This window comes from Microbacterium sp. (genome assembly GCF_047605725.1).
Lineage (GTDB): Bacteria > Actinomycetota > Actinomycetes > Actinomycetales > Microbacteriaceae > Microbacterium.
This window is the reverse complement of sequence record NZ_JASGFE010000011.1, coordinates 35,779-62,380: the sequence shown is the minus strand read 5'-3', so window position 1 is coordinate 62,380 and position 26,602 is coordinate 35,779. Positions and strand designations below refer to the sequence as shown.

Here is a 26,602-nt window from a genome sequence, read left to right as displayed (position 1 = left end):
CGCCCCGCTCCCGCCCGCCCCGCTCCCGCCCGCCCCGCTCCCGACGCCTCCGGCCCTCGCGAGACCTCCCGTCTGCACCGTTCTGAGCCGGAAAACGGTGCAGACGGGAGGTTTCGCGCACGGTGGTGGCGGGACGCACGACGGGATGCCACCCCTGGCATCCGGACGATCGATTCCGTAGCGTCGGGAGGAGGTATCCGTCCCCTTGCCCCAGGAGTCATCATGTCCTTCATCACCGTGGCGACCGAGAACTCGGTCGACGTCGAACTGTTCTACACCGACCAGGGCTCCGGGCAGCCGGTCGTGCTGATCCACGGCTTTCCGCTGGACGGCGAGTCGTGGGGCAAGCAGCAGGCCGCGCTGCGGCATGCCGGGTACCGCGTGATCGCGTACGACCGACGCGGGTTCGGCTCGTCCACGAAGGCCGGCTCGGGCTACGACTACGACACATTCGCGGCCGACCTGCACGCTCTGATGGAGGAGCTCGACCTGACCGATGCGGTCCTCGTGGGCTTCTCGATGGGCACCGGCGAGATCGCCCGCTACCTCTCCCGGTACGGCGCAGGGCGCGTCGCGAAGGCGGCGTTCCTCGGCTCGCTCGAGCCCTACCTGCTGATCACCGATGAGCACCCCGACGGCGCGGGGCCGCAGGAGTTCTTCGACGGCATCCGCGCCGAGGTGCTCAAGGACCGGTACGCCTTTCTCACCGGGTTCTTCCAGGGCTTCTACAACCTCGACGAGAACCTCGGCACGCGCATCTCGGACGAGGCCCTGGCTGCGAGCGTCGCGACGGGCAACCGCGCCGGCAACACCGCCATCGCGGCGGCGCCGCTGACCTGGCCGACCGACTTCCGCGCCGACATCCCGTCGATCACGGTGCCCGCACTCATCCTGCACGGCACCGCCGACAACGTGCTGCCGATCGACAAGACCGCCCGGAAGTTCCGTGAGCTGCTCCCGGAGGCGACCTACGTGGAGATCGAGGGCGCGCCGCACGGGCTGCTATGGACGCACGGCGACGAGGTCAACGCGGCGCTGCTGCGCTTCCTCGCCGAGGGCTGACGCGCAACGGCAAGACGCCCCGGCGCGATGCCGGGGCGTCTCACCGCTGGAAGCGTCAGTCGCCGTACTTCTCGATGAGTGCGATGGCCTCGGAGCGCGGGATCGGCAGTCCGTCGAGCCGGCCGATCGGGAAATTGCCCACGAGCTTGATGATCTGCGAGTCGGCTCCGTACTGCTCGTCGATGCGCTTGTGGAGGATGGGTCCGATCTCGGGGTGCGCGAGCAGCTCCTCGATCGACGAGCCGAGGTCGGTGGGGAGCTTCACCGGGTCGCCCTCGACGACGACCGACGTGCTCGAGCGCAGGTCGCGGCTGGATGCCCCGACCTCGATGCCGTACTCGCCGCCCTCGACGATCCAGCCGTCGACGCGGACGTCCCAGTACGCGAGGTCCTCGCGACGGATGGTCAGCTCGACCTCGGTGCTCTCGCCGGGCTCGAGGTCGACGAGCGCGAAGGCCTTGAGCTCACGCGGCGGACGGGCCACGACCGAGGGGCTGAGCGAGGTGTACGCCTGCACGATCTCGCGACCGGCGACGCCGCCGGTGTTGGTGATCGTCAGCCGCACCGACACGTTGCCGTCCTCGGCGACCGAGGCGGTGGCATCCCCGTACCCGAAGGTCGTGTACGACAGCCCGTGCCCGAACGGGAACCCGACGTCGAGCTTGCGGTGGTCGTACCAGCGGTAGCCGACGAAGATCCCCTCGCCGTAGCGGGCGTGACCGAGCTCGCCGGGGAAGTTGTCGTAGGAGGGGTTGTCCTCCAGCCGCAGCGGGATCGTCTCGGTGAGCTTGCCGGCGGGGTTCACCGCGCCGAACAGCACATCGGCGGTGGCCGATCCGCCGGCCTGGCCGAGGAGCCACCCCTCCAGGATCGCGGGCACGGAGTCGCGGAACGGGATCGCGACCGCGCCGCCGTTGGAGAGCACGACGACGGTGCGCGGGTTGGCTGCGGCCACCTCGTCGATGAGCGCGAGCTGCGCCGCGGGCAGGTCGATGTGCTCGCGGTCGAAGCCCTCGGACTCCTCCTCGGCGGGCACGCCCAGGAAGACGACGGCGGTGTCGGCGGCGGATGCCGCGGCCACGGCCTCGGCGCGCAGCGCGTCGGCGTCGCCGGAGCCGTCGAGGGTGAAGCCGGGGGCGAAGGAGACCTCGCCGGCGGCCTGCTCGCGGATGGCGTCGAGACCGGAGTCGAGGCGCGTGGGGTTGATCTGCGATGAGCCGGCGCCCTGATAGCGGGGCGTGCGGGCGAACTCGCCGATCACCGCGATGGACCCCGCCGGGTCGAGCGGGAGGATGCCGCCTTCGTTGCGCAGCAGCACGAGAGCACGGCCGGCCGCTTCGCGCGCCAGCGCGTGGTGGGTCTCGACGTCGAGCGGGCCCTCGATCTTCGGGCGCTCGCCGTCCTTGCGGACGAGGTCCAGCACGCGGTCGGCGGCGATGTCGAGGTACTTCTCGTCGAGGCGGCCCTCCTTGACGGCGGCGACGAGCTCGGCGTCGGTGCGTCCGTTGCTCGACGGCATCTCGAGGTCGAGACCGGCGGGCACGCCCACGACGCGGTCGTTGACGGCGCCCCAGTCCGAGACCACGAGCCCCTCGAAGCCCCACTCGTCGCGCAGGATCTTGGTGAGCAGCCACGGGTCCTCGGACGTGTACACGCCGTTGAGCCGGTTGTACGAGCACATGACGGTCCACGGCTGGGTCTCGGTGACGACGTAGTGGAACGCGCGCAGGTAGATCTCGCGCAGCGGGCGGGGGTCGATGTCCGCCGAGACGCGCACGCGGTCGGTCTCCTGGTTGTTGGCCGCGAAGTGCTTCAGCGACGAGCCGACGCCCTTCGACTGGATGCCACGGACCAGGCCCGCGCCCATGATGCCCGAGACGATCGGGTCCTCGGACATGTACTCGAAGTTGCGGCCGCACAGCGGGGAGCGCTTGATGTTGACACCCGGGCCGAGGATGACCGCGACGTCCTCGATGGCCGACTCGACGCCGAGCGCCTCGCCGATGCGCTCGGCGAGAGCGGCATCCCACGTCGAGGCCAGACCGACTGCCGGGGGGAAGCACGTCGCCGGGATGCTGTCGGCCAGGCCCAGGTGGTCGGTCGCGCCTCCCTGCTTGCGCAGTCCGTGCGGGCCGTCGGTCATCATGATCGACGGGACTCCGACCCGTTCGACGGGTTTGGTCGTCCAGAAGTCGCGGCCGCTGGTGAGCGACGCCTTCTCTTCTAGGGTCAGATCTGCGGCAGTGGTCATGAGGGATGTCCCTTCTCGACGTCGTTGGCGTGGGTCCCCGGCTCGGGTCGCGCGTTCGTCGCGCATGGAAACCTTAGCGGTACCGGTTTATCCCTGGCAAGGCCTCTGCGCCGAACCGCCCGACGAGTCCTTGAACGGACCTGACACGGGGGAAGAACGGGCACCCTCGCGGGCGGAACGGGCACCCTCGCGGGAAGAACGGGCACCCTCGCGGGAAGAACGGGCACCCTCGCGGGGTAGTCGACGTGACCCCAAACCTAAATTGTTAACACAGAACCCTGAGTGTTTGTTGCGAATTGAAACCTCAACAGGCTAGGTTTAAGGCCGACCGATGCGCCGATGGACTCGATCCACCCGGATCGGGCGACCCGAAAGTGGCATCAACGTCACCAACGAACCCGCCAAAGGAGGCAGGAACACATGAGTTCAGTCAGCGGAGCCGCCGGAGGCGGCCCCTCAGGCACCACGTCTGCGAGTCGGACGCACTCGCACGAGCACCATTGGTTCAAGGAGCCGACCGATCCGGCTCCTAAGGGCTATGTCACCTGGCTGCTGCTTGCGCAGCTGTTCTTCTTCATCGCCCTGCTCGGTCCCGCCATCGTCGGTATCGGCATCAAGATCAACTCGCTCGTCGAGGCGGGCGCGATCGAGGCGAACGGCGCAACGGCCGCCGCCGGCGTGCTCGGCGGCGTGGGCGCACTGTTCGCGACCATCGCCAACGTGATCTTCGGCAAGGTCTCCGACCGCACCACGAGCAAGTGGGGCCGTCGGCGCATCTGGATCCTGCTCGGCACCGTCTTCATGACGATCGCGTTCGTGATCATGGCCCTCGCGCCGAGCCTCACGATGGCGACCGTCGGCTGGGCGCTCGCGCAGCTGGGTGCGAACATGACCTTCGCGCCGTTCATCGCCACGATCGCCGACCACGTGCCGAAGTTCCAGCGCGGCAAGATCACCGCCGCCCTGGGCATCGCGCAGAACGTCGGCATCCTCGGCGGCACCTACGTCGCGGAGTTCTTCGCGGACCAGCTGTTCATCATGTTCGTGGGGCCCTCGATCCTCGCGATCATCGTGATGATCATCTTCGTGTTCGTGCTCGACGACCAGGTGCTGCCGGTCAAGCCGGAGCGCCAGACGTTCCGCGAGATGGTCGAGACCTTCTGGGTCAGCCCGATCAAGTACCCCGACTACGCGCTGGCGTGGTGGTCGCGATTCCTCATCACGTTCGCGAGCTTCGGCTTCTCGGCCTTCCGGTTCTTCTACCTGCAGAACCACATCGGGCTCGAGGTCGACGAGATCCCGTCGGTCATCTCGACCAGCGTGCTCATCTACACGATCGTGCTCATCGTGGTCAGCTACGTCTCGGGCTGGCTGTCGGACAAGATGGGTCGACGCAAGGTCTTCGTGTGGACGTCGACGGCGCTGTTCGCCTTCGGCACGGTCGCGCTGATCTTCGTGCAGGACGTCGGCACGTTCTTCCTCCTCGAAGCCCTCATGGGTCTCGCCTACGGCATGTACGTCGGCGTGGACATGGCGCTCGTGGTCGACGTGCTGCCGAACCCCGATGACGCGGGCAAGGACCTCGGCGTGTTCAACATCGCCAACGCCCTGCCGCAGACCTTCGCCCCGATGATCGGTGCGATCATGGTCTACATCAACGACCCGACCGGTAACAACTACGGGTTGTGGTTCACGATCTGTGGTGCGGCGGCTCTCGTCGGAGCCTTGGTGATCTTCCCGATCAAGAAGGTGAAGTAAGCCGCCATCGCCTGACAGGCACACGACGCGGTCGGCCGGAAACGGCCGGCCGCGTCGTCGTCTGCGGGCACGCGGCATCCCGATCGCACCCGAATCGCCGGAATGGATGCCGAGACGACTCAGGTGCCACGCCCGGCTGCCTCCGCGTTCGGGAGGCAGCCGGCCGTGGCACCTGAATGGGAGAGCGGCACTGAGCCGCGCGAGCGGGTCTCTAGCCGCGCCAGCGACGCTCGAAGGGCAGCCGCCACGCGTGCGGAGCGATGAGCTGGTGGATCGCGTTCGGACCCCACGTGCCCGGCGCGTACGACTTCACCGGCGGAGGGTTGTCCAGCAGCGGCGCCGACCGATCCCACAGCGACTCGATGCCCTCGGCGGTGGTGAACAGCGTGTGGTCGCCGCGCATCGCGTCGAGGATCAGCCGCTCGTACGCCTCCAGCACGTCACCGCGGCGGGCGGTCTCGCCGGTGGAGAACTGCATCGACAGCTTCTCCAGCCGCATGCCGGGGCCAGGGCGCTTGCCGTAGAACGACAGCGACACCTTCGACTCGTCGGCCAGGTCGAAGGTCAGGTGGTCCGGACCCTCGGCGCCGATGCCCGAGCCGGTCGGGAACATCGACTTCGGCGCCTCCTTGAAGGCGATCGAGATGATCCGCATCCCCTCCGCCATGCGCTTGCCGGTGCGCAGGTAGAACGGCACGCCCGCCCAGCGCCAGTTGTCCACCCGTGCGCGCAGCGCGATGAACGTCTCGGTATCGGAGTCGGGGTGCACCCCCGGCTCCTCCCGGTAGCCGCCGTACTGCCCGCGCACGGCGTCTTCGGGGAGGATCGGCTCCAGCGAGCGGAACACCTTGTTCTTCTCCTCCGAGATCGCCCGGGGCTCCAGTGCCGTGGGCGGCTCCATCGCGACGAATGCCATGATCTGGAACAGGTGCGTGACCACCATGTCCTTGTAGGCCCCGGTCGGCTCATAGAACGCCGCCCGGGCGTCCAGGCCCAGCGACTCGGGCACGTCGATCTGGATGTGGTCGATGAAGTTGCGGTTCCAGATCGGCTCGAACAGACCGTTCGCGAAGCGGAACGCGAGGATGTTCTGCGCCGCCTCCTTGCCCAGGAAGTGGTCGATCCGGAAGATCTGCTTCTCCTGGAAGGTGCGGTGGATCTCGCGGTTCAGCGCCACCGCCGTCTCGAGGTTCTCACCGAACGGCTTTTCCATCACGACCCGTGAACGGGCGACGAGGTCCGCCTTGTCGAGCATCTCGATGACGGCGCTGGCCGCCCGCGGCGGCACGCTCAGGTAGTGCAGTCGCCGCACCCCGGTGCCGCCGAGCTCCTCCTCGGCGGCAGCGACCTTGGCCGCGAGCGCCTCGGGACCGGCCTTCTGCGACACGTACGACAGCAGCGGGGCGAACCGCTCCCACTGCTCGTCGCTGAGCTTGCGCGCACCGACCGCGGCGATCGAGTCCCGCGCGAACGTCCGGAAGTCGTCGTCGCTCATCTCCTCCAGCGACGATCCGACCACCCGGATGCCCGCGGTGAACCCCGACACGGCCAGGAACGCGATGCCGGACAGGAGCTTGCGTCGGGCCAGGTCGCCGGTCGCTCCGAAGAGCACGATGACGTGGGGTCCGGCCTCTGGCGCGTCCTGCTTTCCGCGGGCGGTCCGGCCCGGATAGGCGATCTGCTGAGCGGCGGCCTTCGGATCGGGACGGGACGCAGGGGCGGCCTGGCCGCGCTTGGCTGTCGGGGGCATGTCGGTTCTCCTGGAGGGTTGTCGGATGGGTCGGCGGGGATCAGCCGTGGTCCGCCTTGCGGCCGCCGGCCTCGAGGACGTCGCCGGCGGCGCGCTCCTGGTGGCCGCCGAACTGCAGGCGCATCGCGGAGAGCACCTGGTTGGCGAAGCGGTCCTCGTCGCGCGACGCGAACCGTTCGAACAGGGATGCCGCCAGCACCGGCACGGGGACTCCGATGTCGACGGCGGCTTTCACGGTCCAGCGCCCCTCGCCCGAGTCGGAGACCCGCCCGGCGAGCCCGTCGAGGGTGGGGTTGTGCTGCAGCGCCGCCGCGGTGAGGTCGAGGAGCCACGACGAGACCACCGATCCGCGCCGCCACAGCTCGGCGACCTTCGCGGTGTCGATCGGGAACTGGTAGTACTCCGGCTCCTCCAGCGGGGCCACCTCGGCGGAGTGCTCCGCCTCGCGCACCCCGGCGTCCGCGTTGTCGAGGATGTTGAGGCCTTCGGCGAAGGCGGCCATGATGCCGTACTCGATGCCGTTGTGGACCATCTTGACGAAGTGACCGGCGCCGCTGGGACCGCAGTGCAGGTAGCCCTGCTCCTCGGGGGCCAGCTCGCCCGTGCGGCCGGGAGTGCGCTCGATGTCGCCGGCGCCGGGAGCGATCGTCCGCAGGATGGGATCGACGTGCGCGACGGCATCCGCCGGGCCCCCGACCATGAGGCAGTAGCCGCGCTCCAGTCCGAAGACGCCGCCCGAGGTGCCGATGTCGAGATAGTGGATGCCGCGCTCGCGCAGGGCGGCCCCGCGGCGCACGTCGTCGCGATAGTTCGAGTTGCCGCCGTCGATGAGGATGTCGCCCGGTTCGAGCAGCTGCGAGATCTCGTCGACGATGCCCCCGGTGAGCGAGGCGGGCACCATCAGCCAGACCACGCGCGGGCCGTCGAGCTTGGCGACGAGGTCGGCGTAGCTGTCGGCGCCGGTCGCACCCTCCGCGGCGAGGGCGGCCACGGCGGCCGGACTCACGTCGTAGACCACGCACTCGTGTCCGTTGCGCATCAGGCGACGGACGATGTTCGCCCCCATCCGACCCAGACCGACCATTGCCAACTGCATGTGCTGCTCCTCGAAGCCTCGATGGGGCGGCGACTGCGTGCGCGAACGCCCGCGCAGCCCCGACTGACACCCAGCGTGCCCGACCAATCCCGGCGCGGTCAAGGAATTCGCCCAGAGAACCTGTGACCGATCACGCCCCCGACGTCAAGGGATGCGGTGCAGCCACTCGTCGGTGGCGAACTTCGACACCACGAGCGCCTCGGCCTCGGCATATTCCTCCTCGGTGATATGACCGGGGACGGCGCCGTAGAGCCGGGTGAACGTGTCCTTGAGGCGCTCCAGGATCGCCTCGCGCGGCAGCCCGGTCTGGCGGCGGAGCGGATCGACGCGCTTGGCCGCCGACACCGTGCCCTTGTCGCTGAGCTTCTCGCGCCCGATGCGCAGCACCTCGGTCATGACCTGGCCGTCCATGTCGTAGCTGAGCGTCGCGTGGTGGAGGACTCCCCCGCCGGCGAGCCGCTTCTGCGCGGCGCCGCCGATCTTGCCCTCCGGTGAGGCGATGTCGTTGAGCGGCTGGTAGGTCGCCTCGATGCCGAGCGAGCGCAGAGCCTGCAGCACCCAGTCGTCGAGGAATGCGTACGAGTCGGCGAAGGTGAGACCGGCCACGAGGGATGCCGGCACGTACAGCGAGTAGGTCACGATGGCATCCGCCCCCATGAGCATGGCCCCGCCGCCGGAGATGCGCCGCACGACGTCGTAGCCGTGGCGCGCAGCGCCCTCGGGGTCGACCTCGTTGCGATACGACTGGAACGAGCCGATCACGACGGCCGACTCGTTCCATTCCCAGATGCGCAGCGTGGGGCGTCGGCGCCCGTCGCCCACCCGCGCGGTCAGCACCTCGTCGAGCGCGAGGTTCATGCGCGCCGAGACGGCCGGCTCGTGCACGATCTCCCAATCCAGGTCTCGCCACGCCGGCGCCGTCACGAGCGCCCGGCGCACGGCGGTGCCGACCGACTCGGGCGTGAAGCCGAGCAGCTGCGCGCCGTCGGGGAGCGCGGCGCGCACGGCTGCGGCGATGGCGGGCACGTCGGCCGTGACGGGCAGGCCGTTCACGGCCGCGTCGATGTCGGCGAGAGCCTCGTCGGGCTCGAGGAAGAAGTCGCCCGCCAGCCGGAAGTCCGCGATGCGACCGTCGCGCTCCTCGAGGTCGACGACGACCAGCTTTCCGCCGGGGACCTTGTACTCGCCATGCATGGCCCCAGCCTACGGCCGGGCGCCCTGCACCCGCCTGCGCCCGCCCGCACCCGCCTACACCTGCGCGAGACATCAACGGCGCACCGAGACTGCACGCTGAGCATGCAGTCTCGGTGCACCAGTGCAGTCTCGCCGGCGGGCGCCGTACCGCGTCGACGAAGACCGTCACGCCATGTATCCGCGCTCGGTCATAACAAGCTCACTCTGCGCGCACGGGGAACCGGGCGTCGAGCCAGGCGACGAGGTCGGCGCGCACCTCGTCCTGCACCACGTCGTTGAAGATCTCGTGCCGCGCGTCGGGATAGACGAGCGTCGTGACGTCGGTGAGCCCGGAGCGCTCGCGGTAGGCGGCGGCCAGCCGATGCACGCTGCGGGGCCCGCCGACGGTGTCGTCGCGGCCGACCAGGAGCAGGATCGGCACGTCGCGGCCGAGATCGGCACGGGGCCTGCCGACGAGCCGGGCGGTGTCGATCGGACCGAACAGCTTCGCCAGCGGCGTCGTGGTCGTCAGCGGGTCATCGAGGAAGGCCCTCCCGACGGCGAGGTCGCTGGCGAGCCACTCGGTGCCCATGGCATCCTTCGCCTTCCAGGGCGCGTTGAGGTCTCCCGAGTTGAGCGATCCCGGCCAGCGCAGCGCCGAGCCCGACAGCACGACCGCGTCGTACGCCTCGGGGTGACGGTCCAGGAGCACCTGCGCGAGGAACGACCCCCACGAGTGCCCCAGCAGCACGAGCGGCACTCCGGGGTTCTCGGCGCAGATCAGCTCGGTGAACTGCCAGCACGCGGCCACCGCGGCGCGCAGGCCACCCGGTCCGAGCCTGCCGAGCTTCGCGGCATCGCCGTCCCACTGCTTCATGCCGGTGCGCCCGTGGCCGCGATGGTCGTCCGCGTACACGGTGTAGCCGGCGGCGTTGAGCGCGGCGATCGTCGCGCCGTATCGCCCGGCGTGCTCGCCGACGCCGTGGAGCAGCTGAACGATCGCGCGCGGTGCGTCCACGGGGTGCACGTCGTAGACGATCGCGATGCCGTGCGCATCGATGAACTCCGCCATGCGCACGAGTCTACGACGCACCCCCGACGCGGACGACGGGGAATGCAGGGCCTCCGATTTTGCTTAGCAATGCTAATGAGCTATGCTAACGAATACATGGATGCCGACCCCTCCGCCCAGCTCGCCGCCGAGGCCACGGAACTTCGCATCGCCACCTTCCGGCTCGCCCGGCGCCTTCGCGCCCAACGCGCCGTCGACACGATGAGCGACGGCCAGTACGCGGTCCTCGCGACCCTCACCGTGCACGGACCGCTCGCGCTCGGCGAGCTCGCCGAGCGCGAGCACGTCTCCGCGCCCTCGATGAACCGCACGGTGAACTGTCTGGAAGGGGCCGGCTACATCACCCGCACGCCCCACGCCGACGACCGGCGCAAGGTGACGATCGCCCTGACCGACACCGGGCGCGCCGTGGTCGCCGAGACCGCACGGCGCCGCGACTCGTGGCTCGCGGCATCGCTCGGCGAGCTCAGCGACCAGCAGCGCGCGGCACTGGCGGCCGCCGTCGCCGTCATGCAGGAGGTGGCGGCCCGATGACCTCGATGTTCCGCTCGTTCGCCGAGTACAACTACCGGGTCTGGTTCGTCGGCGCGTTCGTCTCCAACATCGGCACGTGGATGCAGGCGACCGCCCTCAGCTGGGTCGTGCTGACCGAGCTCACGAACAACGACGCCGGGGCCATGGGCGTCACGATGGGCCTGCAGTTCGCCCCGCCGCTCCTGCTGGTGAGCGTGACCGGCTGGGTGGCCGACCGGTTCGACCGGCGGCGGCTGATGATGATCACCCAGTCGGTGCTGCTCATGCTCGGCACCGCGATCGGGACGATGCTGCTGCTCGGGGCCATGACCCTGCCGCTGATGTACGCCTTCGCGCTCGCACTCGGCGTCGCGGGGGCTTTCGACACCCCCGCCCGACAGGCCTTCGTCTCCGACCTCGTCTCGCGCACCGACGCGTCCAACGCGGTCGCCCTCAACTCGGCATCCTTCAACGGCGCACGCATGATCGGCCCGGCCGCCGCCGGGCTCGTGATCGTCGCGGTCGGCACCGGCTGGGTCTTCCTGCTCAACGGCGTCACCTTCGTCGCGATGATCGTCGCCCTCGCGCTGCTGCGTCCCGGCTCGCTCGTCCCGCGCGTGCGCGCACCCGGCGCCGCGCGCCTCGCCGACGGCTTCCGCTACGTCGCGGGACGGCCCGACCTGCTCGTGATGTTCGTCATGGTCTTCCTCCTCGGCGCATTCGGCATGAACTTCCCGATCTTCGCCTCCACGATGGCCCTCGAGTTCGGGAGGGATGCCGACGGCTACGGCCTGCTGAGCTCCATCCTCGCGGTCGGCTCGCTCGCGGGGGCCCTGATGGCCGCGCGGCGCGAGCGCGCTCGCCTGCGCCTGGTCGTCGCCGGCATCGGCCTGTTCGCCGCGGCAGCGGCCGTCGCGGCGGCCATGCCGACCTACTGGCTGTACGCCGTGACCCTCATGGCCACCGGCTTCGCGGTCGTGACCGCGCTCACCACCGCCAACGGCTACGTACAGACGACCACCGACCCGGCACTGCGCGGCCGCGTGCTGGCGCTGTACATGGCGATCCTGATGGGCGGCACCCCGCTCGGGGCGCCGATCGTCGGCTGGGTCGCGGCGGAGTTCGGCCCGCGCACCGCGATGCTCGTGGGCGCGGCCGCCGCGGCCGTCGCGTGCGCGGTCGGCGCCGTCTGGATGCTGGCATCCGGGCGACTCCATCGGCACGAGTCGCGCCGCTTCGCCCTCACGATCGACCTCACCCGCCCCCTCGAGATCGTCGACCCCGAGGCGTTCAGCGACGAGGTGGCCGCGACCACCCCGATCGGCCTGCCCGCAGAATCCGCGCCGCACCGGTCGCGACGCTCGCGGAGCAGGCCGCTCATCCGCGCCAGGGGTCGATGACTCTCAGTCCGAGGCCGGCGAAGTCCCCGACGTTGCGCGTGGCGAGAGCCGCGTCATGGGCCAGACACACCGACGCGATCTGAGCGTCCGCGACGTCGATAGGGCGGCCCTGCCTGCGGCGCAGCTCGATCACATGGGCGAACGCGAAGGCTCCGGCAAGGTCGAAAGGCAGCACCCGCCCCGCGAACTCGTGCTCCAGCAGCAGGTCGAGAGCATCCTGGAGCTCGATGCGGCGGCGCCCCGGCGGCAGCACCGAGATGGCGCTGGCGACCTCGGCGACGACAGTCGCGGTGAGATACACCTCGGATTCCATGACCTCGGCCAGCCATGCCGTGACCCGACCGTCGGGGCGGCGCCTGCGCGCCTCGGAGACGACGTTCGTGTCGAGGACGATCACGACGACTCCGGGCCGACGATCCGTCCCGCTGCCCGGTCGCGCGCCACGTCTTCGGGCGAGACGGCCCAGTGCGAGGTGCGATCGGGCAGGAGCGCATCGACATCGTCGTCCCACCATGCTCCGGTCTGTTCCAGCCTCTCGCGCATGCGCCGGTACCACGCCCCCGGTTCGTCGGCGGGCTGATCGCGCACCGCTTCCGCGAGGATCGAGCGCACCTCCGCCTCCATGGAGACCCCTTTCTCGGCGGCCCGCACGCGCAGCCTCCGTTTGACCTCGTCGTCCAGGTCACGAATCGTCACTGTCGCCACGATCTCCTCCTCGCGCACGGCTGACTGCGTTGCAATCAATGCTAGCGAGGTGTCTCGGGCGCGGCCAGCCTAGCCCGATGCCGTCCGCCGGTGGGGCCGAGAGAGCAGACCGGGGACAACTCGCGCGAGAACGCCGCCTGTGGAGGAGTCCGTGCCTGCGGCGGCGTCTCAGCCGCGCGTGGACTCCCGCACGACGAGCTCGGGCTGGAACCGCACGGAGCGCTCGTCGCCGCCGTCGTGCGCGCGTCGACGCAGCAGCAGGTCGACCGCCGACGAGCCGATCGTTCGTGCCGGCTGACGGATGGAGCTCAGCGGAACCAGCGCGGCCGCCGCGAACTCGATGTCGTCGTAGCCGATGAGCGCGATGTCGCGCGGAACGCGGATCCCACCCACCGCGACGAGCCCCTGCAGCAGCCCGACGGCGAGCAGATCGTTGGCGGCGAAGATCGCGTCGGGGCGCCGGGCGGGCGGGCGGGTCGCGATCTCCTCCCCGGCGGCCCGACCGTGCAGCACCGTCAGAGAGGGCAGCTCGACCACCTCGAGCGTCGCATCGGCGCCCACGGCCGTCCGCGCCCCCTGCAGACGATCGGCCACCTGACGGATCGAGCGGGGTCCGCCCACGAAGGCGATGCGGCGCCGTCCGGACTGCAGCAGGTGGGACGCCGCGAGCCGGCCCCCCTCGACGTCGTCGACCGAGACCGAGTCGAACCGCTCCCCCGGCACGTCGCGATCGACGAGCACGAGCGGGAGGCCGGCGTCGCGCACGCGGCGCAGGCCGGTCACGTCGTCGGATGCCGGGGTCACCAGCATCCCGTTCACGCGCTGCTCCCGGAACAGCTCCAGGTGGGCCGCCTCGCGCGACGGCGTCTCGTCGCTGTTGCCGACGAGCACGGTCAGCCCGGCCTCGGCGGCCCGCGCCTGCGCGCCCCGGGCGACCTCGGCGAAGAACGGGTTGCCGATGTCGGGCACGACCAGGCCGATGCTGCGGCTGCGGCCGGCCCGGAGCTGACGGGCGGCGTCGTTGCGCACGAAGCCGAGCTCGTCGATCGCGCGCAGGACGCGCTCGACGGTCGCCGGCGCCACCTTCGCGGGGTGATTGAGCACGTTCGAGACGGTGCCGACCGAGACGGATGCCGCGGCCGCGACGTCCCGCACGCTCACCGCCATCGCGCCTCCCCGGTTTCGAGGATACGTCCGGCGGAGGGTCTCAGTGCAGCTCGATCGTCTCGACGGCGCGGATGCCGTCGCGGATGAACCGATTGGCGTGCGCGGCGAGATCGTCGGAGTCGGTCCACAGATTGCGCCAGATGCCGAGGGAACGGGTGAGCTGCTCGTCGACGACGGCGCTGGAGAACGACTCGAAGACGATCGGGCCGTCATAGCCGATGCGGTGCAGTGCCCGGAAGAGGCTGTCGAAGTCGACCGATCCCGAGCCGAGGTAGCCCCGATGGCTCTCGCCGATGTGCACGTAGCGAAGCCGATCGCCGCCATCGAGCACGGGCTCGAACATGCCCGACTCCTCGATGTTCATGTGGTACGTGTCCAGGTGCAGGTGCACGTTGTCATTGCCCACCTCGTCGAGGAATGCGAGCCCTTCGCGCGCCGTGTTGCACACGTTCGTCTCGTACCGGTTCACGATCTCCAGCGACAGCTGCACGCCCGCGCTGCGCGCGTAGTCGCCGAGTCGCGACAGCGCCTCGGCGCTGTTGCGCCTGCCCTGCGCGGTGGCCGGCGCGAAGTACTTCTGCAGCGCCGAGTAGATGACCCCGCACAGGTCGGTGCCGCCGACGGCCGCGACGACGTCGATCGCCCGGGTCAGCAGCTCCTCGCCGCGCCGAACGACGGCGGCGTTCTCACTGGAGAGGTCCGTGGCCGCCGAAAGCCCGAGCGACCCGGTCATCTCGATGTCGTGGTCGGCGAGGATGCGGGCCGCGGCGCGCTCGTCGAAGGAGAACGGATCCATGAGCGGCATCTCGATGAAGTCGAACCCGGCCCGCTGCACCCCCTCGATCGCGTTCGCGATGCCTCGTTCGTCGAAGCGCCCCGAGAAGACGAATCCGTGACAGCCGATGCGCGTCATCCTTGCCTACCTTTCCTCGGTCCCCGCGGAGACCTTTCCTTGATCGTCGCCCGCGCGCGGTGCCGCCGGCGCCGCGTCGGGAAGGCTCTTCGCCTTGCGGCGCAGCTGCGTGCGGCTCAGCAGCGCCGAGCCCACGAGCACGAGGCCGAGCGCGAGCAGCTGCACCTGGGCGCCGTCGTTGCCCGGCACCACCAGGAGGATCGCCGCGTTCAGCCACACGATGAGCAGCGCCGACAGCAGGATGCCGGACAGGCGGCCGATGCCGCCGGTGATCGCGACCCCGCCGAGCACTGCGATGGTGATGGCCGGCAGGGCCATGCCCGGTCCGCTGGTGCCCGCATCGGGCCGGGCCGAGGCGAACTGGGCGACCGTGTAGACCGCGACCAGGCCCGAGACGGACCCCGCCAGGGTGTAGGCGAGCATGCGGGTGCGGCGCGTGTCGATGCCGGCCCACTGCGCGGCGGTGTCGTTCGTGCCGATCGCGTAGAGGCGACGGCCGTAGGTGGTGCGGTTCAGCAGGAACCACGCGGCGACGGCCACCGGGAGCAGGAAGGTGAACACGCCCAGCGGCACCAGCGGCAACGAGCCCCCGATCAACGGGATCTCGACCGCTTTGGCGGCGCCGTACAGGTCGCGGATGGCGTCTCCGGAGATCGGCTTCTGGTTGCTGACGACGAGCGCGAGCGACCGGTAGGCGTAGAACGTCGCGAGCGTGGTGATCAGCGCCGGGAAGCCCACGTACGCCGTCAGATACCCGTTGACGGCCCCGAGGAGCGTCCCGGTGACCACCGCCAGCAGCACCGCGAGCGGCAACGGCAGACCGGCCTGCTGGTACAGCATTCCGAAGACGATGCCGCAGAGGGAGACCATCGCCCCGACCGACAGGTCGATGCCGCCCTTGCCCGAGGTGATCACGACCAGCTCGGCCAGCGCCAGCAGCGCCAGCGGCACGTAGGCGATGAGCGTCGAGGCCAGGTAGTCGCTGTCGAACCGACCGCTGGTCATGCCCACGCCGTCGAGGATCGCCATGACCACCAGGAGCACGACGATGAGTCCGAGCAGCAGCATGCCGCGTTCTTTGACGTTGCTCGCGAGCCAGAGCCTCGCGCGCTCGGCGACGCTCGGCGCGCCGGCCCGCCCGGTGGTCTCGACGGCGTTCATGTGCGCCTCCTGGCTCGTTCGCGGATGAGATCGGTGCCGACGGCGACGATGATGAAGACGCCGACGAACAGGTAGGACAGCTGCGAGGGCCACCCGAGCTGGGTCACCCCGGTGATGACGGTCTGCACGAGGATCGCGCCCAGGAGCGTCCCGATCACGCTGCCGCGCCCGCCCATGATCGAGGTGCCGCCGATCACGACCGCGGCGATGACCTGGAGCTCCTTGCCCGCGCCGACGGACTGGTCGAGCGTCGAGGTACCGGTCGCGATCACCATGCACGCGGCGAGCCCGGAGAACAGGCCGGTGGCCGCGTAGACCGACACCAGACGGGGCTGCACGTTGATGCCGGCGAGCCGCGCCGCGTTCGCGTTGCCGCCGATCGCGTAGAGGTTGCGACCCGGGCGCGTGTAGCGCAGGAACCACCACGCCGCGACCACGACCACGACGGCGATCACGAAGGAGTGCGGCACCCCGAAGGTCTGCCCGGCGGCGCCGCGCCCGAAGAAGGCGAGCGTGGCGGGGATGCCGTTCACCGTCGACGAGTCGAACACGCGCAGTCCGATGAACTGGAACAGGTTCGCCGTGCCGAAGGTGATGATGATCGGGTGCACCTTGCCGTAGGCGATGAGCGCGCCGTTGACAGCGCCGAGCACGAGGCCGATCGCCATGGCCATGGCCACCGCGACCAGCAGCGGCACGTCGGCCGCCACGAGCGTGCGCGCGGTGATCACCGCCGAGACCATGATCATGCCGGCCACCGACACGTCGATGCCCGCGGTGATGATGACGCACGTCATGCCCACGCCGATCAGCGCGATCGGGGACACCTGCACCAGCAGCGGACCGATCGAGCCGGGGGTGAGGAACGACGGGGTGAACACCGCCAGGAGCGCCCACAGCGCGCCGATCACGACCAGGAGCACGATCTCCTGGCCCGTCACCATCGGCGGGAGGATGCGGCGGAGGTCGACGCCCGACCGGTCGCCGCGTGCGGGGCTTTCGATCACGCTCATGCTGCGTCCTCCTCGTCGGTGGCCCCGGCCGCCGCGGCCAGCAGCTGCGCCTGGGTGGCGCCCTGTCCGAACTCGCGGGCGATCCGCCCAGCGCGGAAGACCAGCACCCGGTCGGACACGCGGATGACCTCGGCCAGATCGGTCGTGATCACCAGGATCGCGGTGCCCTGGTCGGCCAGCTCGCCGATCAGGCGGTGGATCTCCTCCTTGGCTCCCACGTCCACTCCCTGCGAGGGCTCGGCGAGCACGAGGAGCTCGGGCTTTCGGACGATCTGGCGCGCGAGCACCACCTTCTGCGCGTTCCCGCCCGACATCGCCGCGATCGGCTGCCGCTCGGTCGGGGTCTTCACGGCCAGGCGCTGGATGAGCTCGCGGGCGATGGTGCGCTCACGCGCGGGAGCGACCCAGCCGCGCAGCCGTCCGAGCAGGTCCAGCGATCCGATCGAGATGTTGAACGCGATGGACTGGAACGAGAACGCCCCCTGCGCCGCGCGGTTGGCCGGCAGCATCCGGATGCCGCGCCGCTGGGCCGCCGCCGGCGTGCGCACCGGATCGGCGCTGCCCACCACGCGCAGGGTGCCGCCGGTCGGGCGGCGCATGCCGTACGCGACCTCGCCGACCTCCGCAGCCCCGGAGCCGACCAGCCCGTAGAGCCCGACGACCTCGCCGGCGCGCACCTGCAGCGAGACGTCCGCGAAGTGGCCGTCCAGCGACAGCGCGTCGAGCTCCAGGAGCGGCTCGCCGAGCGACCCGGTGACGCGGGTCCCGTCGCTGAGCTCGCCGCCGACCATGTGCTCGACGATCTGACGCACGCTGAGCTCATCGATGGGCTTGGTCATCACCGTCTGCCCGTCGCGCATGATCGTGACGGTGTCGGTGATGCGGAACAGCTCGTCGAGCCGGTGCGAGATGTAGATGATCGACACGCCGTCGGCCGAGAGGCGCCGGACCACGCTGAAGAGCACCTCGATCTCGTTGTCGGTGAGGATCGCGCTCGGCTCGTCGAGGATGAGGATGCTGGCCTTGTCCAGCAGCGCCTTGGCGATCGAGACCTGCTGCTGCTGCGCGATCGACAGGTAGCCCAGCGGCTGCGCCGCAACGCGTCGGTCGAGGCCGACGAGGTCGAGCAGCTCGAGCATGCGAGGCGCCTGGGCGCCCCAGTCGATGACGGCGCCCTTGGTGAGCTCACGGCCGACGAAGAAGTTCTCCGCCACGGTGAGCTCGGCGAACAGCTGCGGTTCCTGGTAGACGGTCTGGATGCCGTGCTCGATCGCGGCGGCGGTCGAGCCGATCACGACCGGCGCGCCGTCGAGCTCGATGGTGCCCTCGTCGGCGTGCTCGGCCCCGGCGAGGATCTTGATCAGCGTCGACTTGCCGGCACCGTTCTCGCCGACGAGGGCGTGGACGCTGCCCGGCATCACGGTGATGTCGGCGTGCCGGATGGCGCGCACACCGCCGTACCGTTTGGCGATGCCGCGCATCCGCAGGCGCGGGGTGGGATCGGACATGATGCTCCCTGCATCGTGCGGCGTCGGCCGCGAGGTTCTGGGGGGTGCCGGGGTGCGGCGGCGCGCCGCACCCCGGCTGATCGTGCGATCCGAGGATCAGTAGTCGTACTCGGCGGCGTTCTCGGCGGTGAACACCATCGGCGGCCCGAGCAGCAGCACCTTGGAGTCCTCGTCGTACTCGACCGCGGGCAGAGCGTCGCTCACCTTGTTCGTCGCCTCGAATCCGGCGTCTTCGGCCAGCTGCACGCCCGCCCAGCCGGTGAGGTAGCCCAGCGCCTCGACGTCCCAGAGGATCGAACCGCTCGACGCGCCGGACTCGAGGTACGGGACCATCGACTTCGGCGTGCCCAGGCCCACGGTGAACACCTGCCCGATGCGTCCGGCATCGGTCACGGCCTGCGCCACACCGGGGGCGGACGAGGTGCAGACCCCGACCAGACCGGTCAGATCGGGGTGGGCGTTCATGAGGTCCGTCGCCATCGACGTCGCCGTGGCCTGGTCCTCGCCCGCGTAGACGACGTCCACGATCTCGGAGTCGGGGTAGGCCTCGGCGGTGTGCTCGCGCATCACCTCGATCCAGGAGTTGAGGTTCGCCGCGGTCTCGCCGCACGAGACGATCGCGTACTTGCCCGAGCCGCCCATCGCCTCCATCAGGGTGTCGACGAGCGTCTCGCCGATGCCCTCGCCGGATGCCTGGTTGACGAACACCTCACGCACCGAGTCGGGGGCGTCGGTGTCGGTGGTCGCGACGTGGATGCCGGCATCCTGCGCCTCCTGCAGGAGCGGGGCGAGCGAGTCGGGGTCGTTGGGCGCGACGAAGAGCACGTCGACGCCCTGCTGGATGTACGACCGGACGATGTCGGCCTGCGCGGCGGCGTCGGCCGTGGTCGGGCCCTGGTACAGCCAGGTGAAGCCGAGCTCGTCGGCCGCCTTCTGGCCTCCGGTGTTCATCGCCTCGAAGTAGGGGATGCCCTGCAGCTTCGGCACGAACGCGATGGTGAGGTCGTCGCCGCCGGCGGCGTCGCCCGAGTCGCTCTCGTCGTTGCGGGATGTGCAACCGGCCATGAGGACGGCCGTCGTCGCGGCGATCGCCACGACGGCGGAGATCTTGCGTGAGATCTTCATCGATGCTCCTTTTTGTTGGGTGTGTTGGTTGGGATGGACAGGCTGGGGACGGCTCACGGCCAGGCGGCGACCGCGGGCTCGGCCGCGCCGGACAGCGGGGCGAGCTCGACGTCGACGCCGAGGGCGCGCCAGAGGTCGGCGGTCTCGGCGTCGAGACCGTCGTCGGTGATGAGGCTCGTGACGGCGTCTGGGGGGCAGAAGGAGTGGAACCCGAATCCGCCCGCCTTCTCGGACGCGAAGACCGCGTGCACCTCGGTGCACGCGTCGACGAGCATGCGTTTGGTCGCGGTCTCGTCGAACGCGAACTCGAGCAGTCCACGCTCGACGGACAGGCCGGTCAGCCCGAAGAAGCCCTTGGAGATGCGGCCGAGTCCCGCCAGCTGGTCGAGGTTGGCCCCCACCAGTCCCGCCGACTCGTGCCGGACCGTGCCGCCGGGCATGAGGACGCGCGCTGTCGGGCGGCCCAGGAACAGCGTCGCCGTGGGCAGCGACGAGGTGACCACGACCAGGTTCTGCCGGTCGACGACCTCGCGGGCCACGAAGTAGGCCGTGCTGGAGGTGTCGAACGCGACCACGTCTCCGTGGGCGACGTGGCGCGCGGCGGCCACGGCGACCGCCTGCTTCGCGGCGACGTCGATCCGCAGTCGCTTGGGGAACTCCCCCTCGCGCAGTCCCGCACGAACGGCGCCGCCGCGGTTGCGGACGAGGTGGCCGCCCGCTTCGAGGTACTCGAGGTCCTTGCGGACGGTCACCGCCGACACCTCCAGGGTCGCGGCGAGCTCGTCCACCCGCACACTGCCCCGCTCGTCGAGGAGCTCGAGGATGCGCAGTTCGCGATGCCTCATCGGGCTCCTTCCTCGACGTCGCGGATGATGCTTGGTGGCATCCTATTCAGAGACTTTCGTTTTGTGCAAGCATCGAAAGATTTCGACAACGAAGTCGTTACGAAACCACCCTCGCCCCTTGAGCGCCCGCGAGGGCAGCGATACCCTTGAAACGATTCATGTCCCAAAGGAGATCGACATGGCCGCGCCGTTCACCGCGATCACGAACCTGCTGGAGCATCAGCGGATCGAACTGCCCAGCTGGGCGTTCGGGAACTCCGGCACCCGCTTCCGGGTCTTCACGACTCCGGGCACACCACGGGATCCTTTCGAGAAGATCGCCGACGCCGCCCAGGTCCACCGGCTCACCGCCCTCGCTCCGAGCGTGGCCCTGCACATCCCGTGGGACCGCGTCGAGGACTGGTCCGCCCTCCGCCGGCACGCCGAGGAGCTGGGAGTGAGCCTCGGCACGATCAACTCGAACACCTTCCAGGACGCCGACTACAAGTTCGGCGCCCTCACCCACGAGGACGACCGCATCCGCCGCAAGGCGATCGACCACCACCTCGAGTGCATCGACATCATGGATGCCACCGGGTCGCGCGATCTGAAGATCTGGCTGGCCGAAGGCTCGAACTACCCCGGGCAGAACGACATGCGGGCGCGCCAGGACCGCCTGCACGACTCGCTGCGGCAGATCTACGACCGCCTCACCGGTCCGCAGCGGCTCGTGCTGGAGTACAAGCTCTTCGAGCCCGCGTTCTATCACACCGACGTGCCCGACTGGGGCACGTCGTACGTGCACGTGTCCGCGCTCGGCGAGCGCGCCATGGTGTGCCTGGACACCGGCCACCACGCCCCCGGCACGAACATCGAGTTCATCGTCATGCAGCTGCTCCGGCTCGGCAAGCTCGGCGCGTTCGACTTCAACTCGCGCTTCTACGCCGACGACGACCTCATCGTCGGCGCCGCCGACCCCTTCCAGCTGTTCCGGATCCTCGTCGAGGTGATCCGCGGCGGGGGCCTCGGCAACCCCGACGTCGTCTTCATGCTGGACCAGTGCCACAACATCGAGGCGAAGATCCCCGGACAGATCCGCTCCGTGCTCAACGTGCAGGAGATGACCGCCCGTGCGCTGCTGCTGGATCGCGATGCCCTGACCGCGGCCCAGCACGCGAACGACGTGCTCGGCGCGCACGCCGTGTTCATGGACGCGTTCTCCACCGACGTCCGCCCCGCCCTGGCGGGCTGGCGCGAGGAGCGGGGCCTTCCCGCCGACCCGATGGCCGCCTACGCGGCATCCGGATACCAGGAACGCATCGAAGCCGAGCGCGTGGGCGGTGCCCAGGCGAGCTGGGGGGCCTGAGATGACCGTCGTCGACGAGCTGATCGCACGAAGCAACCGCCTGGGCGCCGACCCCCGGAACACCAACTACGCCGGCGGGAACACGTCGGCCAAGGGCGCATCCCCCGACCCGGCCACCGGCCGGCCGGTGGACCTCGTGTGGGTGAAGGGATCGGGCGGCGACCTGGGCACCCTCACCGAACGCGGGCTCGCCGTCCTCCGTCTCGATCGGGTGCGCGCGCTCGTGGACGTCTACCGGGGCCCGGACCACGAGGACGACATGGTCGCCGCCTTCGACTACTGCCTGCACGGCCGCGGCGGCGCGGCCCCCTCGATCGACACCGCGATGCACGCGCTCGTCGACGCCCCCCACGTCGACCACCTCCATCCGGACTCCGGCATCGCGATCGCGACCGCCGCCGACGGGCCGGAGCTGACCGCGCGCATCTTCGGGGACCGCGTCGCCTGGGTGCCCTGGCGGCGCCCCGGCTTCCAGCTCGGACTCGACGTCGCCGCGATCAAAGCGGCCCATCCGTCGGCGATCGGCTGCATCCTCGGCGGGCACGGGATCACCGCGTGGGGCGAGAGCTCCGAGGAGTGCGAGCGCAACTCCCGCTGGATCATCCAGACCGCCGCGACCTACATCGACCGGCACGGCGCCGCGGAGCCCTTCGGCGCCGCGCGCCCCGGCTTCGCGGCGCTGCCCGAGCCCGAGCGGCGAGCCAAGGCCGCGGCGCTGGCGCCGGTCATCCGCGGGCTCGTCTCGACGGACCGCGCCATGGTCGGCCACTTCACCGACAGCGACGTCGTGCTCGAGTTCCTCGCCGCCGAGAAGGCCCCCGCCCTGGCCGCGCTCGGCACCAGCTGCCCCGACCACTTCCTGCGCACGAAGGTCAAGCCGCTCCTGCTGGACCTTCCCGCAGGCGCCTCGGTGCCGGCATCCGTCGCCCGCCTGCACGAGCTGCACGAGGCGTACCGCGACGACTACCGGGCGTACTACGACGCGCACGCCACCGCCGACTCGCCGGCGATGCGCGGGGCGGATCCGCTCGTCGTGCTCGTCCCCGGTGTCGGCATGTTCTCGTACGGTGCGAACAAGCAGACAGCGCGCGTGGCCGGCGAGTTCTACGTCAACGCCATCAACGTGATGCGCGGGGCCGAGGCGCTGTCGACCTACCAGCCGATCTCGGATGCCGAGAAGTTCCGCATCGAGTACTGGTCTCTGGAAGAGGCCAAGCTGCAGCGGATGCCGCCGCCCAAGACCCACCAGGGTCGCATCGCCCTGGTCACCGGGGCCGCCTCCGGCATCGGCAAGGCCGTCGCCACGCGGCTGGCCGCCGAGGGCGCCTGCGTGGTCGTGGCCGACCTCGACCTCGCCGCCGCGCAGGCCGCCGCCGCCGAGCTCGGCGGCGCCGACGTCGCGATCGGGATCGCCGCGGACGTCTCCGACGCCGCCGCGGTCGCCGCGGCGATCGAGGCGACGGTGCTCGCCTTCGGCGGCCTCGACCTGGTCGTCAACAACGCCGGACTGTCGCTGGCAAAGCCCCTCCTGGAGACCACCGAGCAGGACTGGGACCGGCAGCACGACGTCATGGCCAAGGGCTCCTTCCTCGTCTCCCGCGCCGCCGCGCGCGTGCTCATCGACCAGGGCATGGGCGGCGACATCGTCTACATCTCGTCGAAGAACAGCGTCTTCGCCGGTGCGAACAACATCGCCTACTCCGCGACCAAGGCAGACCAGGCCCACCAGGTGCGCCTGCTGGCGGTGGAGCTCGGCGCCCACGGCATCCGCGTCAACGGGATCAACCCCGACGGGGTCGTCCGCGGGTCCGGCATCTTCGCGTCGGGGTGGGGCGCCGACCGGGCCGCGACCTACGGGGTCAAGGAGGAGGAGCTCGGCCAGTTCTACGCGAACCGGACGATCCTCCGGCGCGAGGTCCTGCCGCAGCACGTCGCCGACGCGGTGTTCGTGCTCACCGGACCCGAGCTGTCCCGCACGACCGGCCTGCACATTCCGGTCGACTCCGGCGTCGCGGCGGCGTTCCTGCGATGAGCGAGGGGGTGATCGCGGCGATCGACCTGGGCGCCACGAGCGGGCGGGTGCTCCTGGCCCGGGTGGGTTCCGACACGCTGACCTCGTCGACCGTCGCACGGTTCGCGAACGAGCCGGTCGCCACCAACGACGGACTGCACTGGGACATGCTCGCCCTCTACGACGCGGCCGTCCTCGGGCTGCGGACGGCCTTCCGCCAGGAGCCGTCGATCACCAGCATCGGGGTCGACTCGTGGGCGGTCGACTACGGGCTGCTGCGCGAGGGGCGCCTCCTCGGCGAGCCGTTCCACTACCGCGACGCGCGCACCGCGACCGGGGTGGAGCGCGTGCACGAGCGGGTGACGCACGCCGCGCTGTTCGCGCGCAACGGCCTGCAGTTCCTGCCGTTCAACACTCTGTACCAGCTGGCCGCGGAGCCGTCGGCGCTCCTCGGTGTCGCCGACACGGCTCTGCTCATCCCCGACCTCCTCTCGTTCTGGCTCACCGGCCGTGCGCGCGCAGAGCGCACGAACGCCTCCACGACCGGGCTTCTGCACGTCAGCAGCCGCGAATGGGACGACGAGCTCATCGCCGCCCTCGGACTGCCGCGCGGCATCCTCCCACCCCTCATCGACGCGGGCGAACAGGTCGGAACGCTCCTGCCCGGCGTCGCCGGGCGCATCGGCGCGCCCGACGGCACGCGGGTCACCGCCGTCGGCTCGCACGACACGGCATCCGCCGTCGTCGCGGTGCCGATGCGGCCGGAGGCCGCCGCCTACATCTCCTGCGGCACGTGGGGACTGGTCGGCGTAGAGGTCGAGCGCCCCGTGCTCACCGACGCGGCGCGCGAGGCCGGGTTCACGAACGAGGGCGGCGTGGACGGACGCGTCCGACTGCTGCACAACGTCATGGGCCTGTGGATCCTCAACGAGGCGGTGCGCGAGTGGGAGCGCGCCGACGGCGGGTCGATCGACCTCGCAGCCCTGCTGGCATCCGCACGAGATGCCCGCTGCGTGGTGTTCGATGCGAACGACCCGCGGTTCCTGGCCCCCGGCGACATGGTCGATCGCATCGACCACTGGTGCGACGAGCACGCCGTCGCACGTCCGCGCACGCGCCCCGAATACGTGCGGAGCATCGTCGACTCGCTGGCGGACGCCTTCGCCGCCGCGGTGTGGGACGCCGCGCGCCTCGGCGGGGTCGAGGTGACGACGATCCACCTCGTCGGCGGCGGCGCACAGGGCGAACTGCTGTGTCAGCGCACGGCCGACCGCGCCGGCATCCCCGTGCTGGCGGGCCCCGTGGAGGCGACCGCGCTCGGAAACGTGCTGGTGCAGGCCCGCGCGGCCGGGCTGATCTCGGGCTCTCTGGATTCGCTGCGCGACCTGGTCGCACGGACCCATCCGCCGCGGCGCTTCGACCCGCGGCGCTGATCGCGGCCGGGTCAGCTCCGGATGCCGACGCGCACCAGGTGCGCGTTCGCGAACCGCCCGTCGGGGTCGAGCCGCTCGAAGACGGCGCGCGCGTCGCCCAGGCGCGGGTGGACGGCCTCGAGGGCGGTGCGGTCGAACCCGTGCACCTTGCCCCAGTGCGGGCGGGCCGCGAACGGGCGCAGCGCCTCCTCGACGAACGGGATGACCGCGCCGACGCCGACCGGGTCCAGGCGCCAGGTGAAGTGGATGCCGACGACGTCGCGCTCGTAGGCGGGGCTGAGCCACAGCGTGTCACGGGCGGCGGTGCGCAGCTCGCTCGCGATGAGGCAGGGCCGGATGCGGTCGGCCTGGGCATGCACCGCCCGGAGCGCCGCCGCGGCATCCGTGCGGTCGACGAAGTACTCGGTCTGCAGCTCCTCCCCGGCGGAGGGCACCGCGTCGAGGCGGAAGTGCGGCAGGCGCAGCATCCACGGGCCCGGCACCCCGCCGCGGACCGTGAAGTTCTCCGCGTCGTCCGCCGAGGGGCCGGTGCGCCGCGTGCCGTCCAGCAGCGTGTCGGGAACGGGGTCGTCGTCGGTGTCGAGCCGGGTCTTGACCCACACCGGGCCGAGGTCGTCGGCATCCCACATGGTGAACGCCGACACGCTGTAGCCCGCGGAGGTCAGCGCGTCGAGGTCGGCGAGGGCCGCCCGCCACGTGATGCCGTCGTAGACGTCCTGGCGCACGCGGTAGGTCGGCTCGACGGCGAGGGTGAGGGCCACGACGACACCGAAAGCGCCCACGCCGACCACGAGGGCGTCGAAGTCGGGGTCGGCGGCGGTCGTGTCGTGCACGGCGCCGGCGGCATCCACCCAGCGCAGCGCGCGGACCGCCGACGACAGCACCCGGTTGCGGTCGCCCGAGCCGTGCGTGCCCGTGGCCGTGGCCCCGCCGACGTTGATGTGCGGCAGCGACCCCAGGTTGTGCAGCGCCCAGCCGCGCTCCTGCAGCCACAAGGCGAGCTCGCCGTAGCGGACGCCCGCGGCGACGGTCACCGTGCGCGCCTGCTCGTCGAGCGCGAGTTCGGGCGGCAGGCCCGTCACATCGATGAGCGTGCCCTCGGTGTCGGGGAGGTCGGTGAACGAATGCCGCGTGCCGAGGGCGTGCACCGGTCCGCTCGAGGAGGCGAGCAGCTCCTGCAGCTCGGCGACGCTGCCCGGCCGCACGATGCGCGCCGCGCGATAGGTGTGGCTGCCCGCCCAGTTCGTGGCCATGAGACCTCCTCCGACGGGCATCGTATCGCCCCGCCGCCGCCCGCTGCC

General features: G+C 70.7%; 22 protein-coding genes. 7 read left to right on the top strand and 15 right to left on the bottom strand.

All coding sequences use genetic code 11. The features are described from left to right. Positions 1-222: 222 nt before the first annotated feature. Positions 223-1,062: an alpha/beta fold hydrolase gene (locus QM641_RS04075; protein ID WP_415113713.1), complete on the top strand. Its 840-nt coding sequence runs from the start codon at positions 223-225 to the stop codon at positions 1,060-1,062. A 55-nt stretch (positions 1,063-1,117) separates the two neighbouring features. Here QM641_RS04075 and QM641_RS04070 read toward each other — a convergent pair whose 3' ends face one another. Then, positions 1,118-3,313, bottom strand: coding sequence for a glycoside hydrolase family 3 C-terminal domain-containing protein (locus tag QM641_RS04070; protein ID WP_415113711.1), 2,196 nt, complete (start codon positions 3,311-3,313; stop codon positions 1,118-1,120). A gap of 420 nt (positions 3,314-3,733) precedes the next feature. Here QM641_RS04070 and QM641_RS04065 point away from each other — a divergent pair, with 420 nt between their 5' ends. Next, entirely contained in the window at positions 3,734-5,071 is a 1,338-nt protein-coding gene (locus QM641_RS04065) for an MFS transporter (protein ID WP_415113709.1), read from the top strand. A 211-nt stretch (positions 5,072-5,282) separates the two neighbouring features. On the opposite strand, the gene zwf is transcribed toward QM641_RS04065, so the two are convergent. From zwf to QM641_RS04045, 4 genes are all read right to left on the bottom strand, one after another. Further along, positions 5,283-6,821 carry a glucose-6-phosphate dehydrogenase gene (zwf, locus tag QM641_RS04060; protein WP_415113707.1) on the bottom strand — a complete coding sequence of 513 codons (1,539 nt, stop codon included), beginning with the start codon at positions 6,819-6,821 and terminating at the stop codon, positions 5,283-5,285. A 40-nt stretch (positions 6,822-6,861) separates the two neighbouring features. Next, complete coding sequence (gene gnd / locus QM641_RS04055; RefSeq protein WP_415113705.1) at positions 6,862-7,917, bottom strand: phosphogluconate dehydrogenase (NAD(+)-dependent, decarboxylating); 1,056 nt, start codon at positions 7,915-7,917, stop codon at positions 6,862-6,864. A gap of 144 nt (positions 7,918-8,061) precedes the next feature. Then, entirely contained in the window at positions 8,062-9,111 is a 1,050-nt protein-coding gene (locus QM641_RS04050) for a biotin/lipoate A/B protein ligase family protein (protein ID WP_415113703.1), read from the bottom strand. Between the two features lie 199 nt (positions 9,112-9,310). Further along, positions 9,311-10,162 (bottom strand): alpha/beta fold hydrolase, encoded by an 852-nt coding sequence (locus tag QM641_RS04045; RefSeq protein ID WP_415113701.1) that lies wholly within the window; start codon positions 10,160-10,162, stop codon positions 9,311-9,313. A 75-nt stretch (positions 10,163-10,237) separates the two neighbouring features. On the opposite strand from QM641_RS04045, the gene QM641_RS04040 reads away from it, so the two are divergent. Together QM641_RS04040 and QM641_RS04035 are read left to right on the top strand one after the other, a co-directional pair. Then, a complete protein-coding gene (locus QM641_RS04040) occupies positions 10,238-10,696 on the top strand; it encodes a MarR family transcriptional regulator (RefSeq protein ID WP_415113699.1) in 459 nt (152 codons plus the stop codon). After that, entirely contained in the window at positions 10,693-12,075 is a 1,383-nt protein-coding gene (locus tag QM641_RS04035) for an MFS transporter (protein ID WP_415113697.1), read from the top strand. The genes QM641_RS04040 and QM641_RS04035 overlap by 4 nt, the downstream gene beginning before the upstream one ends. Here the strand turns inward: QM641_RS04035 and QM641_RS04030 are convergent. From QM641_RS04030 to QM641_RS03990, 9 genes are all read right to left on the bottom strand, one after another. Further along, positions 12,053-12,472: a type II toxin-antitoxin system VapC family toxin gene (locus tag QM641_RS04030; RefSeq protein WP_415113695.1), complete on the bottom strand. Its 420-nt coding sequence runs from the start codon at positions 12,470-12,472 to the stop codon at positions 12,053-12,055. The genes QM641_RS04035 and QM641_RS04030 overlap by 23 nt on opposite strands. Next, positions 12,469-12,780 carry a FitA-like ribbon-helix-helix domain-containing protein gene (locus tag QM641_RS04025; RefSeq protein ID WP_415113693.1) on the bottom strand — a complete coding sequence of 104 codons (312 nt, stop codon included), beginning with the start codon at positions 12,778-12,780 and terminating at the stop codon, positions 12,469-12,471. Before QM641_RS04025 ends, QM641_RS04030 begins: the two co-directional genes overlap by 4 nt. A 168-nt stretch (positions 12,781-12,948) precedes the next feature. Continuing rightward, entirely contained in the window at positions 12,949-13,947 is a 999-nt protein-coding gene (locus QM641_RS04020) for a LacI family DNA-binding transcriptional regulator (protein ID WP_415113691.1), read from the bottom strand. A 40-nt stretch (positions 13,948-13,987) separates the two neighbouring features. Continuing rightward, a complete protein-coding gene (locus QM641_RS04015) occupies positions 13,988-14,860 on the bottom strand; it encodes a sugar phosphate isomerase/epimerase family protein (protein WP_415113689.1) in 873 nt (290 codons plus the stop codon). Between the two features lie 6 nt (positions 14,861-14,866). After that, positions 14,867-16,021, bottom strand: a complete 1,155-nt coding sequence (locus tag QM641_RS04010; protein WP_415113687.1) for an ABC transporter permease — start codon at positions 16,019-16,021, stop codon at positions 14,867-14,869. Continuing rightward, positions 16,018-17,034: an ABC transporter permease gene (locus QM641_RS04005; RefSeq protein ID WP_415113685.1), complete on the bottom strand. Its 1,017-nt coding sequence runs from the start codon at positions 17,032-17,034 to the stop codon at positions 16,018-16,020. The genes QM641_RS04010 and QM641_RS04005 overlap by 4 nt, the downstream gene beginning before the upstream one ends. Further along, positions 17,031-18,542 carry a sugar ABC transporter ATP-binding protein gene (locus QM641_RS04000; RefSeq protein WP_415113683.1) on the bottom strand — a complete coding sequence of 504 codons (1,512 nt, stop codon included), beginning with the start codon at positions 18,540-18,542 and terminating at the stop codon, positions 17,031-17,033. Before QM641_RS04000 ends, QM641_RS04005 begins: the two co-directional genes overlap by 4 nt. Before the next feature lie 96 nt (positions 18,543-18,638). After that, positions 18,639-19,667 (bottom strand): autoinducer 2 ABC transporter substrate-binding protein, encoded by a 1,029-nt coding sequence (locus QM641_RS03995; protein WP_415113681.1) that lies wholly within the window; start codon positions 19,665-19,667, stop codon positions 18,639-18,641. A gap of 53 nt (positions 19,668-19,720) precedes the next feature. Beyond that, a complete protein-coding gene (locus tag QM641_RS03990; protein ID WP_415113679.1) occupies positions 19,721-20,512 on the bottom strand; it encodes a DeoR/GlpR family DNA-binding transcription regulator in 792 nt (263 codons plus the stop codon). A gap of 178 nt (positions 20,513-20,690) precedes the next feature. On the opposite strand from QM641_RS03990, the gene rhaI reads away from it, so the two are divergent. From rhaI to QM641_RS03975, 3 genes are read left to right on the top strand one after another with little or no spacing between them, the layout of a single operon-like run. Beyond that, the gene (rhaI, locus tag QM641_RS03985; protein WP_415113677.1) at positions 20,691-21,857 is read left to right on the top strand and encodes an L-rhamnose isomerase; all 1,167 of its coding nucleotides are present in this window, start codon (positions 20,691-20,693) and stop codon (positions 21,855-21,857) included. A 1-nt stretch (position 21,858) separates the two neighbouring features. Continuing rightward, positions 21,859-23,889, top strand: coding sequence for a bifunctional aldolase/short-chain dehydrogenase (locus QM641_RS03980; RefSeq protein ID WP_415113675.1), 2,031 nt, complete (start codon positions 21,859-21,861; stop codon positions 23,887-23,889). Then, a complete protein-coding gene (locus tag QM641_RS03975) occupies positions 23,886-25,301 on the top strand; it encodes a rhamnulokinase (RefSeq protein WP_415113673.1) in 1,416 nt (471 codons plus the stop codon). The genes QM641_RS03980 and QM641_RS03975 overlap by 4 nt, the downstream gene beginning before the upstream one ends. 11 nt (positions 25,302-25,312) lie before the next feature. On the opposite strand, the gene QM641_RS03970 is transcribed toward QM641_RS03975, so the two are convergent. Further along, on the bottom strand, positions 25,313-26,554 hold the full coding sequence (locus tag QM641_RS03970; RefSeq protein WP_415113671.1) for an FAD-binding protein: 1,242 nt from the start codon (positions 26,552-26,554) through the stop codon (positions 25,313-25,315). Positions 26,555-26,602: the final 48 nt, after the last annotated feature.